The sequence below is a fragment of the Paenibacillus sp. RU5M genome (assembly GCF_900221055.1).
Classification (GTDB): Bacteria; Bacillota; Bacilli; order Paenibacillales; family Paenibacillaceae; genus Paenibacillus; species Paenibacillus marchantiae.
In genome coordinates this window covers 150,495-165,858 of the sequence record NZ_OBQM01000004.1, presented here as the reverse complement: position 1 = coordinate 165,858, position 15,364 = coordinate 150,495, and the positions used below count along the sequence as shown (strand labels likewise).

Annotated in this window: 14 protein-coding genes; 7 read left to right on the top strand and 7 right to left on the bottom strand. The window is 48.2% G+C overall.

The window, feature by feature from the left end; translation table 11 throughout:
• Window positions 1-35: 35 nt before the first annotated feature.
• Window positions 36-1,436 (top strand): aminomethyl-transferring glycine dehydrogenase subunit GcvPA, encoded by a 1,401-nt coding sequence (gene gcvPA / locus CRO25_RS14665; RefSeq protein WP_079695499.1) that lies wholly within the window; start codon window positions 36-38, stop codon window positions 1,434-1,436.
• A 27-nt stretch (window positions 1,437-1,463) separates the two neighbouring features.
• Complete coding sequence (gcvPB, locus tag CRO25_RS14660) at window positions 1,464-3,032, top strand: aminomethyl-transferring glycine dehydrogenase subunit GcvPB (protein ID WP_079695498.1); 1,569 nt, start codon at window positions 1,464-1,466, stop codon at window positions 3,030-3,032.
• A 193-nt stretch (window positions 3,033-3,225) separates the two neighbouring features.
• Here gcvPB and CRO25_RS14655 read toward each other — a convergent pair whose 3' ends face one another.
• Window positions 3,226-4,110 carry a LysR family transcriptional regulator gene (locus CRO25_RS14655; protein ID WP_079695497.1) on the bottom strand — a complete coding sequence of 295 codons (885 nt, stop codon included), beginning with the start codon at window positions 4,108-4,110 and terminating at the stop codon, window positions 3,226-3,228.
• 287 nt (window positions 4,111-4,397) lie between these two features.
• Here CRO25_RS14655 and CRO25_RS14650 point away from each other — a divergent pair, with 287 nt between their 5' ends.
• The 3 genes from CRO25_RS14650 (at window position 4,398) to CRO25_RS14640 (ending at window position 6,070) form a co-directional block, all read left to right on the top strand.
• The gene (locus CRO25_RS14650) at window positions 4,398-4,769 is read left to right on the top strand and encodes a CidA/LrgA family protein (RefSeq protein WP_079695496.1); all 372 of its coding nucleotides are present in this window, start codon (window positions 4,398-4,400) and stop codon (window positions 4,767-4,769) included.
• The gene (locus CRO25_RS14645) at window positions 4,766-5,446 is read left to right on the top strand and encodes a CidB/LrgB family autolysis modulator (protein ID WP_063567333.1); all 681 of its coding nucleotides are present in this window, start codon (window positions 4,766-4,768) and stop codon (window positions 5,444-5,446) included. Before CRO25_RS14650 ends, CRO25_RS14645 begins: the two co-directional genes overlap by 4 nt.
• Window positions 5,447-5,551: 105 nt before the next feature.
• On the top strand, window positions 5,552-6,070 hold the full coding sequence (locus CRO25_RS14640) for an AbrB/MazE/SpoVT family DNA-binding domain-containing protein (RefSeq protein ID WP_064641751.1): 519 nt from the start codon (window positions 5,552-5,554) through the stop codon (window positions 6,068-6,070).
• A gap of 180 nt (window positions 6,071-6,250) precedes the next feature.
• Here CRO25_RS14640 and CRO25_RS14635 read toward each other — a convergent pair whose 3' ends face one another.
• Window positions 6,251-6,637: a DoxX family protein gene (locus tag CRO25_RS14635; protein WP_064641750.1), complete on the bottom strand. Its 387-nt coding sequence runs from the start codon at window positions 6,635-6,637 to the stop codon at window positions 6,251-6,253.
• A gap of 424 nt (window positions 6,638-7,061) precedes the next feature.
• Between CRO25_RS14635 and CRO25_RS14630 the strand changes: the two genes are divergently transcribed.
• Window positions 7,062-7,349, top strand: a complete 288-nt coding sequence (locus tag CRO25_RS14630) for a helix-turn-helix domain-containing protein (protein ID WP_062321783.1) — start codon at window positions 7,062-7,064, stop codon at window positions 7,347-7,349.
• Window positions 7,350-7,464: 115 nt separating this feature from the next.
• Here CRO25_RS14630 and CRO25_RS14625 read toward each other — a convergent pair whose 3' ends face one another.
• The 5 genes from CRO25_RS14625 to CRO25_RS14605 form a co-directional block, all read right to left on the bottom strand.
• The gene (locus CRO25_RS14625; protein WP_079695494.1) at window positions 7,465-8,469 is read right to left on the bottom strand and encodes a Gfo/Idh/MocA family protein; all 1,005 of its coding nucleotides are present in this window, start codon (window positions 8,467-8,469) and stop codon (window positions 7,465-7,467) included.
• Between the two features lie 68 nt (window positions 8,470-8,537).
• Complete coding sequence (locus tag CRO25_RS14620; RefSeq protein ID WP_079695493.1) at window positions 8,538-10,196, bottom strand: glycerol-3-phosphate dehydrogenase/oxidase; 1,659 nt, start codon at window positions 10,194-10,196, stop codon at window positions 8,538-8,540.
• Window positions 10,197-10,589: 393 nt separating this feature from the next.
• A complete protein-coding gene (glpK, locus tag CRO25_RS14615) occupies window positions 10,590-12,077 on the bottom strand; it encodes a glycerol kinase GlpK (RefSeq protein ID WP_079695492.1) in 1,488 nt (495 codons plus the stop codon).
• Window positions 12,078-12,100: 23 nt separating this feature from the next.
• Window positions 12,101-12,679, bottom strand: coding sequence for a glycerol-3-phosphate responsive antiterminator (locus tag CRO25_RS14610; RefSeq protein ID WP_063567339.1), 579 nt, complete (start codon window positions 12,677-12,679; stop codon window positions 12,101-12,103).
• Between the two features lie 259 nt (window positions 12,680-12,938).
• Window positions 12,939-13,706: a GTP cyclohydrolase II gene (locus tag CRO25_RS14605; protein ID WP_079695491.1), complete on the bottom strand. Its 768-nt coding sequence runs from the start codon at window positions 13,704-13,706 to the stop codon at window positions 12,939-12,941.
• A gap of 322 nt (window positions 13,707-14,028) precedes the next feature.
• Between CRO25_RS14605 and CRO25_RS14600 the strand changes: the two genes are divergently transcribed.
• Window positions 14,029-15,303, top strand: a complete 1,275-nt coding sequence (locus CRO25_RS14600; protein ID WP_063567341.1) for an ABC transporter substrate-binding protein — start codon at window positions 14,029-14,031, stop codon at window positions 15,301-15,303.
• Window positions 15,304-15,364 lie beyond the last annotated feature (61 nt).

Here is a 15,364-nt window from a genome sequence, read left to right as displayed (position 1 = left end):
ACCATTTTCCCAACATATGAACGGAGGCGTTAATTGTGGCTGACAACAAAACATATGCCCATCCCTATATTCCAAATACCGTTCCGGAGGTCCGGGACGCGATGCTGAAAGAAATTGGTTTAACGTCTATGGAGCAACTCCACGACGCGATCCCTGACAGCCTGAAGCTGAAGCGGGAGATGGACCTTCCGCCAGCCATGAACGAGTATGAACTGCGCCGACATATTGATGGACTGTTAGCAAAGAACAAGCACAGTGGAGATTATCTTAATTTTCTGGGTGCAGGATGCTGGCAGCATTTCATCCCGGCTGTATGCGACGAGATCAATCAGCGTTCTGAGTTCGTGACGGCCTATGCCGGAGAACCTTATGAAGACCATGGTCGATTCCAAGCCCTATTCGAATATCAGAGCCTGCTTGCCGAGCTCGTGGACATGGATGTCGTAAATGTTCCAACCTTTGACTGGGCTCAGGCGGCTTCAACCGCGATTCGGATGGCCGGGCGTATTACAGGGCGCAAAACCGTGCTGCTCCCACGTTCCGTAGATCCGGATAAGGCGGCGATTATTCGTAATTACTGTACTCCGGTAATGGAGATTCAGTATGTTGACATCGATCAGGTAACAGGACGAATGGATCTGAATGATCTGCGCAGCAAATTAAGTGACGATATCGCGGCGATTTACTTTGAAAATCCCGGTTACCTTGGGATCATTGAAGATCAGGGACCAGAAATATCTGAACTGGCTCATAAGATAAATGCCGTTTCTATTGTAGGTGTTGATCCCATTTCGCTTGGAGTTCTGGAGCCTCCAGGCCGTTACGGGGCGGATATCATTTGCGGAGATTTACAGCCGCTGGGTATGCATATGAACTTTGGCGGTGGGCAGGCTGGTTTTATCGCAACACGTGATGAGGAAAAATACGTAATGGAATACCCTTCCCGGCTATTTGGCATCGTGCCAACCGAAGTGGAAGGCGAATATGGCTTCGGAGATGTGGCCTATGAACGTACATCATTCGCTCTTCGGGAGAAAGGCAAGGAATCGGTAGGAACCCAGACCGCATTATGGGGCATTACGGCAGGAGTATATCTGGCTCTTCTCGGTCCTGCTGGAATGCAAGAGGTTGGCAGCACCATTATCCAGAAATCGCATTACGCTGCAAAACAGATATCACGAATTCCAGGTGTGTCTCTTCGCTTCGAAAATGGCACCTTTTTCAAAGAGTTTGTTGTTGATTTTAATGATACAGGTCTAACCGTTGATGAGATCAACCAAAGATTAATGGAGACAGGAATTTTCGGAGGTAAGGATCTGTCTTTATCCTACCCCTCATGGGGCCAATGTGCACTGTACTGCGTTACGGAAACGCATACCCAGGCGGATTTGGACCGACTCGTCGATACTCTTCGTTCCATTGTCAGCATGTCATAACGATCATATAGAGGAGGACTGAACGCCATGAAACGAATTCGCAGAGATCATAAGGTTCGGAAGTTTCACCAAGCTAAATGGGATGAGCCCGTTATCTTTGAACTTCACCGCCCCGGGGAACGAGGCGTCGTGCCGCCGGGAACGGAAGCGGCTATAGCTGCTGAAGTAGGTTCCGCAGAAGACAACGTACCGGCATCCATGTGGCGGCGCACTGTTCCCGCTTTGCCAGAAATCGGGCAGGCAAAGGTACTGCGGCATTATCTGAGATTATCCCAGGAAACGCTGGGATCGGATATGAACGTGGAGATTGGTCAGGGAACCTGCACGATGAAATATATTCCCCGGATTAACGAAATGCTTATCCGAAATCCACGTATGACCGAGCTTCATCCGCTACAAGATGTGGATTCTGTTCAGGGGATGCTGGAGATATTCCACAATCTCGATCTGGTAATGCGAGAGATTTCGGGTATGGATGCGTTCTCCTTTCAGCCGAGTAGCGGAACCCAGGCACTTCTGGCTATGGCCTCCATCGTTCGCGCCTATCATGATTCGCGCGGTGAAGGTGAGCAACGTGATGAGATTATTACAACGATCTTCTCTCATCCTTCGCAAGCTGCTACAGCTGCGGTTAAGGGATATAAGATTATTACGTTGCATCCAGACGAGAATGGATTCCCGGACCTTGAGAAGCTGAAGAACGTTGTCTCCGAGCGGACTGCCGGATTTGTTGTGGCTAATCCAGAGGACACAGGCATCTACAATCATCGTATCCGCGAATTTACGGATGTCGTGCACGAAGCTGGTGGTGTCTGCTACTATGATCAGGCTAACGCCAATGGCCTGCTCGGAATTACACGAGCGAAGGAAGCGGGTTTTGATATGTGCTTTTTCAATCTTCACAAAACCTTTGCTGCGCCCCATATGTGCGGTGGTCCTGCTACGGGCGCTCTCGGAGTGACGGAAGAATTGAAGAATTTCATGCCCGGCCCTTTGGTGGATAAGGAAGATGACGGACGTTATATTTTGAGAGATCAAACGGAAGTCAGCATTGGTAAGGTACGGAGTTTTCACGGTGTAGCCCAAACTGTACTCCGCTCCTACGCCTGGATTATGAGCCTCGGACCAGACGGTCTGAAAGATGTCGCCCAGGTGGCGGTGCTGAACAACAACTATCTATATCATAAAATTGTTCAAATACGCGGAGCGAGTGCCCCGTATGTCCAAGGACGCCGTTTAGAACAGGTCCGCTACAGCTGGAAACAGCTCACGGATGAGACTGGAGTGACGACGGAGGATATTACGCGAAGAATGTGCGATTTTGGCTTACATTACTGGACCTCTCATCACCCGTATATTGTTCCACAGCCGTTCACACTGGAGCCAACGGAATCCTATTCCAAGGAGGATCTCGACGAATATATCCATGCGCTAGAGCATATCTCAAATGAAGCCTATACTCAGCCAGATATCGTCAAATCAGCTCCGCATAACAGCACGGTGCATCGCAATGACGAATCATCTTTGGACGACCCGAAACAATGGTGTATTACTTGGCGTGCATATTTGAAAAAAACACAGCCAGAGCTTCACTAACTGCATTAGCATGTACGCTGTAGCTACTCTTATTGTTCATATAGAGCAACATTAATATTACTCGTTTTATAAATAGACAGAAAAGCAGCGCCCCTCAACCGTGTTGAGGGGCGCTTTAATATGATTCTATAGCTTTCAGTGGAGTTAAGATAACGATCTCTCCGGTTCCTCTTCCCCGTTTACACCGATTTTCTTATTCACTCAGCATGGACTGTGTGAAACTGATCCACTCCCGGGTTGCAAAGGATAAATATCGGTCCTTCCGCCAAATCATGCCGAGCTGCCACGGAATCACAGGTTCCATCACAGGTATAATACGCACACGCATATGATCCACTTCACGGCAGATCGTTTCTGGCAGCAAAGCCACACCCAGATTGGCCGCTACCATTGCACTGAGCAGGTCCCATTGGGAACTCTCGTACACCACCCGAGGCTGGAATCCCGCATGCTGACAGGCGGCGATAATCCGGTCATGCAGCGCAAAATCTTCCCGAAACAGCACAAATGCATCATGCTCCAGCTCGCGCAGCGCGATGGACTCTTTGCCCGCAAGCGGGTGTGAAGGGTGTACGATCAGATTCAGTTTCTCTTCCACAAAAACAAAGTGGTCCACGAGTTCATCCACGGTAGGCAGAACTGAGACACCAATATCCAGTGCACCACTAATCACATCGGCCTCTACTTTTTTGGCACCGTCTTCGAAGAGCTGAATGGTTACCTGTGGGTAAGCTTTATGAAATTCACCGATAATCATCGGAAAAAAGCTCGAACCTATCATCGGCGGCAAGCCGATCCGCAGGTGTCCTTTCTTCAGATTCATCAAGTCATCCAATTCGGACGATAAGCTGCGAAATGACTTTTCAATCTCCAGCGCCTGCCGAAAAAAGACATGCCCTGCATCCGTTAACGCTACCTTCTTGCCATAACGATCCAACAAAGTTACGCCCAATTCGTCTTCCAAGCTTTTGACGGTTTTGCTAATCGTCGGTTGTGTAATGAACAGCACTTCGGCCGCTTTGGTGAAGCTTTGCTGCCGCGCAACTTCCAGAAAATATTGCAAATGGCGGATATCCATCGTCTGATCCCCATCTCTCATAGATAAATGGAATGGTAAACATTCTTAATATGCATTTTACTCATGAAAGAATGCGATGTAAAATTTGTTATATCAAGTGAATCATTTTCATAATACATTTGTCTGCTTCAATCAGGGCTAGATATAGATCAAAACGATTCAATTTGTCTATATCTAGTTACTTAAATTCACTTTTAGTGAGTTATGAAATTGATTCAAACAACGCTTCCATTCATTTTCATAAACAACTCAAAATCATCACGTTCATTATACAAGGAGGGATTGAAGTGAAGAAATGGGGCCTTGGCATTTTGCAAGTTGCGCTCTTGATGGCCTTTTCACTGCTCATGGACCAGTTGGCCCGTGCTCTCCATCTACCTGTACCAGGTTCCATACTCGGTATGATCGTATTGTTCATTTTGCTTCAGACCCGGATCGTGAAGCTGCGCTGGATCGAAATTGGAGCCGCCTGGCTGCTCGGTGAACTGCTGCTGTTTTTCATCCCGTCAGCCGTTGGCATTATGAACTATATGCCCATGCTGGAGCAAGACGGACTGCAAATTTTGTTTATTGTTCTGCTTAGCACATTTCTGGTCATGGCCTGCACAGGCCTTGTTGCCACCCGAATCGCCAAACGAAAGGAGCGTCACACCGGATGATTGGATTCCTCTGTCTCTTGTTAACCGTCGGTATTTACTTGGTCGCCAAACGCATGTATCGCAACCTGCCCAAAGTGTATCTGTCTCCGCTGCTGATTACGCCGCTTCTTGTCGTCGGTGTGCTGCTCGCAACAGGCACGGATTACGCAGCCTACAGCAGTGGTGGTAAATGGCTAAGTTTGCTGCTTCAACCGGCAACGGTAGCCTTCGCCATACCACTCTATACGTTTTTCCATGTACTCAAAAAACATATTTCCGAGATCGTCTTCAGCGTTATGACGGGCTCCGTCGTAGCGGTCCTCTCTTCTGCCCTGCTCGCCAAATGGCTGCGCCTGGACTCCGGACTCATTCATAGTCTGATTCCAAGATCGATCACGACCCCTATTGCCATGAATGTATCGGCTACCATTGGAGGCATTCCGGCGGTTACGGCGGTTTTTGTCATCATGACCGGTCTGCTGGGAGCGATTATGGGGCCATCCATTGTGAAAATGCTGCGTATTGATGGCGAGATTGCGCGTGGAACGCTGCTTGGAACCGGTGCCCATGGAACAGGCACATCCAAGGCTTTTGAGCTCAGTTCACTGACAGGAACCATCTCCAGCATCTCCATGGTACTGGCCGCATTGTTCACATTAGCGGTTGCACCCGTGCTATCCAAACTTATTTTCCCATAATAGATGGAATTAACCCTATTTCTTGAAATATTATTGTTGTATTAAAGCCCTTTCTTCCTTACAATAAGGACAGGTTTTAATTGTGAATATTGCGGGGGAGATGCGATGAAAAGAACCGGAATGAAGAGATCTCTGGACCGCCTTGGACGAATTGTCCTTCCCAAAGAAATGCGGGATACGATGGAAATCCATATCGGCGATCCGCTCGAGTTTTTCATTGAAGGGAAAGAGTTGATTTTGAGAAAGTACAAATCAACATTGTGTATTTTTTGCGGTGATGTGGATACTGAAATGTATTTCAAAGAGCAATTCATCTGCCGGACTTGTGCAATTCAATTAAAACACCCGGATGACACTCCCGATTGGTTCGTTCCTCCAAACAAACAGGCTCCTGCACCCGTGGAGCGTCCTGCTACCGAATCCGCCACAGTCTCATCTCCCGCATGGGAAGAAGGGACTACAGCTGCCAACCATGAGTACCCGGACCTGCGGCCGAAGACGGCACGCATGCTGCAACAGATGAAGGAAATTGTTGAACAGAATCCTGGTTTGGCTCAACAGCAAATTGCGGAAAAGCTTGGCATTAGCCAAGGACGCGTCTCCCAACTTAAAAAACTACTATAATAGGAATTTATTCGATTATTTATTAATCAGGAGACCTTCCGTTTCAAGAAGTCCCGTTGCAAGAGAACCCTTTGAAATCCGTGGGTTCTTCTTTTTTTTGAGATAAACGTAAAAAAGACGACTACCGCTTAATCACAGTGGTCATCTTTTTCAATATTCGTTACTCCAGCGTCTAACTCTTTAGACCTGCACGAGATCCATATCCATTTCTTCTGCTTCCAGTTTACGCATGCCCATAATAAGAACGACAATGTTGGCAACCAGTAGCACTGCCGGGAAAGGAACAGCCGTATATTGTCCGTAAATCAGATGACTTCCCACAGCCCCAATCAGAATAAACGTCAATACTCCTGAAGCCAGAATACGAGTTCGTGGAATCAACAGACCCACCGCACTGAGCAGCTCTACTGCACCAATGAGATACATCGTCCATGTAGGATAAGAGAAACCTTCGAAAGTCTGCACCATCATCTCTGCTCCACTAACCTTGTTAAACCCCGCCATTACAAACACACCTGCAAGCACAACCAACGCAATATATCCCAAAATTCTTAAGCCTTTGTTCATATGTATAATCCTCCTGAAAATGAATGTCCATATCCATCTGTTGTATAAAAAGCAATCTATGTAAAAGTTACTGCGTAACTCTATTTTTAAAATGGGCAGTTTGCACTGCAAAAAAAGGTACGTGCTGATATTATACATATTAATAATCATTAACTTACTTTTATGAAGTGAGTATATAATAATAACATTATTTATTCAAGTAATTTTTTGACGAATAGTGTATAATACATACAAAAGGTATGTTACAGTACATTTTGTAGTAACATGTTGACTTCATTGTCCCTTACTTTGGTCAGAGCGGCAGAAAGCCACGCACTTTTATATATACGAATATACGAAGAAATCCATCAATACTTGAATCGAGGTGAACACGTTGAAGCTGAGAAAAGTAAAATCACCAAGTCCCTGTCTCATTACTCAGGCCATGGATATCATCGGTAAGAAATGGGTACTGCTCATCATGTACCAACTGTTATCCGGACCGAAACGATTCACAGAGCTGGAAGCAGAAATGGCGATTAGCGGTCGGTTATTATCCGAACGTCTAAAGGAGATGGAAATGGAAGGTATCGTAACCCGGCATATGTATCCTGAAATTCCGCCCCGCGTAGAGTATGAATTGACGCCCAAAGGAAGAGCCATCGAACCCGTCATCAATCAGATTTACAACTGGTCCTCAGACTGGTTGAAACAGCAGCAGTCTACTAAGTAGCCAGATTCTGATTCATGTACAACATAAAGACGCCTGAATTGAACTGATCTTCGGATCAGTCCAGATTCAGGCGTCTTTTTCATGTGGTTATATTTCTGGTTACGTCATAAAAGGATTAATGAGAGAGATGTTTGGAGCGCTGAAGCTGTACCGGCAATCCCGAATCTGCCGAAACCAATGCCGCCGTTGTAATTTCCTGTGTACGGCAGGCATCCGCATAATCGGACAAAATCCGTGAACGATCTCCGGTACGAAGGGCGTGAATGAACGCTTCATTTTCCCGCTCATACGGGTTATGCCCTGCTGGAATCTCCAGACCTGCCATCGCATGAGGGGCAGCACTTGGCAGAAGAAGACGTTCAGGCGTCCAATCCCAGACTCCGGCGTCCGTGTAAAACTGGAGCCCTGCGCCGCCTTCACCATCTGGCAGCAGGCAAGTGTTGGCAATGCTCGCGATCGCCCCACTTTCTAGCTTAAGCGTTACATTCGCCACATCGGCTACCGTGACATGTTCGTGCTTCTCATGCATGCTGCGCTGGGCCGCTGCAGCGTATACCTCTGTCACTTCACCAGCACAGTACCGCAGCAAATCCACGATATGGGTCGTCTGTTCCACAAACTGCCCCCCGGATCCTTCCTGGCGACGCCACCAGGCGACTCCTGGCATTCCGCCCATCCAGCGCCCAAGCGCCATGCCGACGGTCTGCTCTTTCATCGCTTCTTTCAGTACCTGTGCAGCCTCCTGATAACGGAAATGATAACCTACCGATGTCAACAATCCAGACTTCTGTACCTGATCCAGCACCTGACGAGGAATATCCATGCCTGTACTCAGCGGTTTTTCCACCAGGAACGGGATACCCCGACGAATCAATTCAGCTTCAATCGATCCATGAGACATCGGAGGAACACAGATATAGACTGCATCCAGCTTTTCACCATCCAGCATATGTTCAAGTTCACCGTAGCCAACAGCATCATAAACGGAAGCCATAGCCTCCGCCTTTTCCAGCGTTGTTCCACAGACAGCTGCTACACGAACGCCTTCCATTCGTGCCAGAATATCTGCATGTACCTTGCTGAACCAACCTGTTCCAATGATTCCGATCTGTAAAGTCATAGATGTAAACCCCTCTCCTTGTTACACGCTTACATGTTCCATTCGACCCCCAGATGCGAAATCCTGCATTACATTTTGCCCGATGCTTCCAAGAGCAACTGATCCAGTTCATTCGCAAACCGTATCGCTTGCTCCTCCCGCCAATCCAGGCGTTCAGCCATAAACTGAATCACTACTGCCTTATACTGACGGACTTCGTCAATGCGGAAAAACAGGTCTCCGGTGCGTCTCACAAAAAAGTCTGCAGGTGTCACAGCCATCTCCTCGTCAATGGCATAACGCAGCATCAGCAGCAGCTCCTGCGACATACCATGCAGCTCTGCCTTTGCCCGCGGATCAGGCATCCGCTCGTACAGTGCGTCCACATTGGAACCATACACTCGGGCTAACCGTTCCGCAGTAGATCTGTCGAGCCCAAGTGCTACGCCGTCCTTAATCTTGCGTTCTGCATACGCGCCAAAACCGGCGGAACCGCCAACATGACCTCCAGAGATTGGCATCTCTTTCGTTATACATGGTCCTATCGATTTTCCCGTCTCCTGCTCCAATTGGCGAGCAGCGAGATCAACAACCATCTCGGCCATTTTGCGGTACCCGGTTAATTTACCCCCGGCAATCGTGATCAACCCCGAAGGGGCTACCCACACTTCATCCTTGCGGGAAATTTCGGAAGGTCCTTTGCCTTCCTCATGAATCAACGGACGCACACCTGCCCAACCGGACTCCACATCCTCGGCTCGAATCCGAACGTCCGGGAACATGCCGTTGACGGCATCGATGACATAATTCCGGTCTGCCTCAGAGATTAACGGGTGTGCGGGATCATCTTCGAATACGGTATCTGTGGTTCCCACATAGGTTTTCCCATCCCGCGGGACAGCAAAGACCATTCGTCCATCCGGTGTATCAAAATATACAGCCTGCCTTAACGGGAAACGCGTACCGTCGAATACCAGATGAATACCTTTGGTCATCTGCAACGTTTTGCCCTGGCGAGACCCATCGATCTTGCGCAGCTCATCCACCCATGGACCGGAAGCATTAATCACCTTGGTTGCCCGCAAATCATAAGATTGACCGCTGATCTGGTCCACAGCCTGAATTCCGGTAATGACCCCATTCTCCTTCAGGAATGCTGCTGCCTTCACATAGTTCACTGCCTGTGCGCCGCGCCGCACCGCTTCCTTCATCACTTCAATGGTAAGCCGGGCATCATCCGTTCGGTATTCCACATAACGTCCACCACCCAGCAGTCCTTCCTTGCGCAGCAAAGGCTCACTGTCTGAGACGGCACCGGCATTTAACATTTGGCGTCGTTCACTACGCTTCACTCCGGCAAGCCGGTCGTACACCATCAGACCAATGGATGTGCTGAAGCGGCCAAAGGTACCCGCCGTATAGATGGGGAGAAGCATCGGTTCGGGTGTCGTCACATGCGGCCCATTCTGGTACACCACCGCTCGCTCCCGTCCCACCTCAGCCACCATTTTCACTTCAAACTGCTTCAGATACCGTAGACCGCCATGCACCAGTTTGGTCGAACGACTGGATGTGCCTGCTGCAAAATCCTGCATTTCCACCAGTGCTGTCTTTAATCCGCGGGAAGCTGCATCCAGCGCAATCCCGGCTCCCGTGATTCCCCCACCAATAATCAATATGTCAAAATGTGCATTCGCCATCCGATCCAGATATTCCGTACGCTTTTCCGCCGAGAACGATGTTGTCATTCTGATTCCTCCCATTGATTACCTCTGTTATACCCACAAAAGCACAAAAAAAAGACCACGTCATTCGCTTCAGCAATTGCTGAGCGGTACGTGGTCTCTCCCGATCTCCAGACATCATTTTTTTAACTTGTGACTTAATCCTATCACACAATTAAGGCGGCGTGAAGGCCTGAAATGACACATTATTCAAAAAAATTTCAAAAAGTTGTTCTGCCTGCGGATGGAATTTCAAGCTGATCCACTAATCATTTATTTTTCCTTATAGTGGGTATATGTTTTCTCTTCTCCAGGAAAATAACCCCTGTAAGTTATGCATCATTTTCCACCAATAAATATCATTTATTGTAGAACTTTAACGAAAAAGTACAAATGCCCATTCGAAATATAATCCACTCATTTGAAAACCATCGCTGCCTTCACTGCACGTTGCCACCCTGCATACAGTCCTGTACGCTCATCTTCAGCCATAACCGGATGGAAGACACGCTCCGTATTCTCGTGATTCGCCAATTCATCCGCGCTATTCCAATAGCCTACTGCAAGTCCTGCCAGATAAGCCGCACCTAATGCTGTCGTTTCGTTCACATTGGGACGCTCCACAGGAATATTCAGAATATCACTCTGGAATTGCATCAGAAAATCATTGGCAGCCGCTCCCCCATCCACACGCAAGGCATTCACCGGAATACCTGAATCGGATTCCATTGCCGTCAGTACATCCTTGGTCTGATACGCCAGTGCTTCCAGGGTTGCACGGATAAAATGTTCTTTGGTCGTTCCTCGCGTCAAACCAAACACAGCTCCCTTAACTTCACTGTCCCAGTAAGGGCTGCCCAGACCCACAAATGCAGGCACCATATAAACGCCGTCTGTAGAGGGTACACGTGCCGCATAATCCTCACTGTCTTTTGAGGAACGAAGCATCCGTAAGCCGTCACGCAGCCACTGTACCGCCGAACCGGCAACAAAAATACTGCCTTCCAGCGCATACTCGATTTTACCATTAATGCCCCATGCAATAGTTGTAATCAGCCCGTGGTTGGACTGTACGGGTTGTTCTCCAGTATTCATAAGCATGAAACAGCCGGTGCCGTACGTATTTTTCATGCTTCCCTTTGTATAACAGCCCTGACCGAATAATGCCGACTGCTGATCTCCTGCTGCTCCGGCAATCGGAATCCGATGACCAAAGAAATGGTAGTCAACCGTGTGTGCGTACACCTCGGATGAACCGCGCACTTCCGGCAGCATCGCTTTGGGAATGTCCAAAATTTGCAGCAATTCCTCATCCCATTGCAGATCATAGATGTTGTACATTAAGGTGCGAGAAGCATTAGATACATCGGTGACATGTTTACCACCGCTCAGCTTCCAGATCAGCCAACTATCAATTGTACCAAACAGGAGTTCACCCTTCTCTGCACGCTCCCGGGCACCAGGCACATGATCCAGAATCCACTTTACCTTGGTTCCCGAGAAGTAAGGGTCAATGAGTAGACCCGTTTTGCGATGAAATAGGTCACCCAGACCCTTCGCCTTCAACTCATCACAAATATCAGCCGTTTGTCTGGACTGCCAGACTACTGCATTATAGATGGGCCGGCCCGTTTCTTTGTCCCATATCACAACCGTTTCTCGCTGGTTCGTAATGCCGATGCCGGCAATCTGGACGGGCTTGATTCCACTTTCGGCCAGACATGAAGCCATCACTGCCAGAATGGAGCTCCAAATTTCATTGGCGTTCTGCTCCACCCAGCCCGGCTTGGGAAAGTACTGTGGAAATTCCTGCTGTGCAATATGTACAATCTCCCCGCTCCGGTTAAATAGAATAGCCCGGGAACTTGTCGTCCCCTGATCTAGGGCCAGTATATATTTTTCCATACAGACAACCTCCTGTTGTGGGATTACTGCTTATATTCTGTATGCGATTTCTTGTAGTGCCGAATCAGGTCCACGTTGGAAGTGGTTACTGCGGTAGCTCCAGCTTCCAGCGCCAGTTCAACCTCTTCCGTTGAGCGGATCAACCCACCTGCAATAATGGGTATACCTGTCCGTATGGATACTTCTGCAATAATATGCGGGATAACACCGGGCAGTACTTCAATATAATCCGGTTGGGTCTTGGACAGCAAAAGATAACTTTTCTCCAGCGCATTTGTATCCAGCAGAAAAACGCGCTGAATGGCTGTAATCCCTTTCTGTTTCGCCTTCTGAATTACACTGGCTCGCGTCGAAATCAGTCCTGCCGGACGAATATGCTGGCATAAATACTCTGCGGCATATTCATCGTTCTTCAGCCCCTGCACCAGATCGGCATGCAGTACTATTTTTTTACCACGTCGCCGTGCTTCTTCCAGCAGACTATGAAGCTGCGCAATATGCGTATCCAGCATAACCCCATAGGTGTAAGGGCCTTCAATCATTGCTTCAAACTGCTTCATGCTCTTGGCAGCCGGTAACACATACTGTCCCTCAAATGGCACCTTCGTTCCTCCCGCATAAATCAGATGCCTATATTGTATAGTTCGTATGGTATGAACGGCAAGCAAAGTCAGGACCGTCAGATTAATTCTTGGCGTGAGACGGGACCGTTCCATTCTCTAAACTTAAAAAAGCTGTTCATGTATACCCCAGAAGGAGCATACACAAACAGCTTAAATTGTCCTGTCTATTGGACAGAATGGCAAACAGGCTTTATGTCAAAATTATATTGAACGATCGATCGGGATCGGGATCAACCTTTTAGGCTTGGGCGTGTGGAAGCAAGGTCTCTTCGCCAGCCCATGCATCATTTTCTGCCAAGTGACCAGAACGGCTCACTTTGGTCTGCAAATATTTTTCGTTAAAGGACGAGCGATCTCCCCACAGTGGCACACGTCCACCCACATTTAGTCCCGCTTCCTGCAAAGCAGCAAGCTTGCGTGGATTGTTGGTGATCAATGTAACAGGAGCTGTACGAAGCGCACGCAAAACGGCAATGGCATCATCATAATTACGCGCATCGTCTGTGAACCCAAGTTGCAGGTTGGCGTCAACGGTATCCAGACCTTCCTCTTGCAACAGGTATGCCATCGCTTTGCTGAACAGACCGATGCCACGGCCCTCATGGTTCGCCAGATAGAAGAGTGCGCCTGCTCCATGGGCAGCAATCATCTTCATCGATTGCTCGAGTTGGAAGCCGCAGTCACAACGTTTGCTGCCAAAGATGTCGCCTGTATGACAGATGCTGTGCATCCGAATCAGTGCTTCCTGTGCTTCGGCAAAATCACCGTACACTAATACGCTGGATTGCTGACGTTCAGCCAGTTCGGCAGTAGCGAGAGATTCAATCAGCTCGCCGCTTTCCATAGCTTTCTCCGATTTCATCCAGCTGTACCACTGGAAGGTGTGTGTCTCTCCATCAAGGTTCACCGGAAGCTTAATCGGCCCAACGAGGTAAATGAATTCTTTTCCACTCGGAAAAGTCTGGATTTTAGGGGCAAGCAGTTGAATAATATGTGAATTAATCATTAGTAAGTTCCTCCTGTTAAGCCATCTTGGTTATGAATTGATTCGCATCCAGACGGAAAATGGATCACTGGATTGCATATCATACGTATCTATATTATTGTCATCATCATTAGTTACTTTATGTAAGCAAGTTTAAAATAAAAATTATGTTGTGTCAAGTAACTTTTGTTTCTAAAGTAACTAATAAATTTATGATACGCAACCGACACAAATTTGTGTTTCATTTCAGGAATATTGGGTATGAGTTTATAAACTGCTCATACACTTATGTTGTAGTCCATCGCACTTCATGCCTCGAACTTAACGATGAGGGGGTTATCACATGATCCGCCGGAAAAGAACATGCTGGACAGCCATTCTGCTAGTCTGTGTCATGCTGGTGAGCGGATGCTCCATATGGCCGGGACAGAACGATTCATCGAGCAACAAAAAGGTAGCGCTTACATTATGGTACTGGAACCGTTCCATCGATGATAAGTTGATTGCCAAGGCCAAGGAAAAGTTCCCCAATATTGAACTGACCGCTCAGAAAATCGGTGGTGATTTCAAAGCAAAACTCAAAACGACACTCGCTGCGCGCTCAGGTGAGCCCGACATTGTCGCATTGAACGATTGGATCATGGAGCTCTTTCCCAGCGAGGACCGTTTCTATAATCTGTATGATCTCGGCGCAGGTGACGTCGAAGACCAATATCTGGATTGGAAATGGAAGCAAGGCGTTACACCGGGTGGACAAATGATCGGTTTCCCTATGGATACGGGACCGACAGCCCTCTTCTACCGTGCAGATCTATTTAAAGAGGCCGGATTGCCTTCCGAGCCTGAAGAAGTGGCTCGTCAGATCAACAACTGGGATGCCTATTCTGCTGCAGGAGAAAAGATCAAGGAGAAGTTCGGAGGCAAGGTATTTCTAACCGACAATATTGGAACCGTTTACAATCAAGTGTTATCGCAAGGAACCGAACGGTATTTCCGTCCTGACGGCTCGTTTATCGGCATGGATTCTCCACTCGTCAAGCAGAGCTGGGATACCGCCGTATCCTTCAAGCAAAAAGGGCTGCTCGCTAATGCCGACGGCTGGACCCCGGGCTGGAACGCAGCGATGAATAATGGTGAGATTGCTTCCTTTGTGGGAGCCGTCTGGATGAAGCAGGTACTGCAGGAAGCCGCGCCGGATACATCTGGCAAGTGGCGAGTCACTCGCGCTCCTGGTGGAGACGGCAATAACGGTGGATCATTCCTGTCCATTTTGAAGTCAAGCAAACACCCAAAAGAAGCGTTCGAAGTCATCCAGTGGCTGCAAAGCCCGGATAATCAGCTTGAACAATATAAGACGTTGAACCTGTTTCCTTCGGCACCTGGTGTGTTCGATACACCGGCGATGAAAGAAGAAGAACCCTTCTTCGGCGGACAGGCAACAGGGCCTGTATTTGCCGAATCGGCACAGCATGTGCCCGAGGCTTTCTTTGGCGAACGATACCCTTCGGTGCACAACATCATTACTCGGCGGCTGAATGATATTGCGAAGCAAAATGCCAACCCGGAGCAGGTCTGGCCTGATACGGTTCACCGTGTTGAGCGGGAGTTACAGCGTTAATTCAAACACTCTTATGAGATGGCAATCCGCAAAGGAGGAATTCATATGGCTGTAACCGAAC